1 pseudogene is annotated in these 236 nt (G+C 72.0%); it reads right to left on the minus strand.

Annotated features, from left to right (window positions below):
- Positions 1 to 236, minus strand: a pseudogene (locus tag KVS71_RS18820) (hypothetical protein); the annotation flags it as partial.

Here is a 236-nt window from a genome sequence, read left to right on the forward strand (position 1 = left end):
CCGGGCGTTCGCGCTGCTCGGTCGGCGTCGCCGCGAACAGGTGACCGACGGCGCACTCCCAGCAGAGCTGCACATCGGCCGCCAACGGGATCTGCGAGAGCGCGATGCCGTGATTGAGCTCCGGGTGGTACTGGCGGACGGGCTCTGGGTAGGCCGCCCACGCCGCCCGATAGGTGCCGACCGCGTAGGGCACGTCGAGTCCGCGCGAGAACCGGCGTCTCGCCCACCACTGCTGC

This window comes from Microbacterium sp. GbtcB4 (assembly GCF_019091465.1).
GTDB lineage: Bacteria > Actinomycetota > Actinomycetes > Actinomycetales > Microbacteriaceae > Microbacterium > Microbacterium paraoxydans.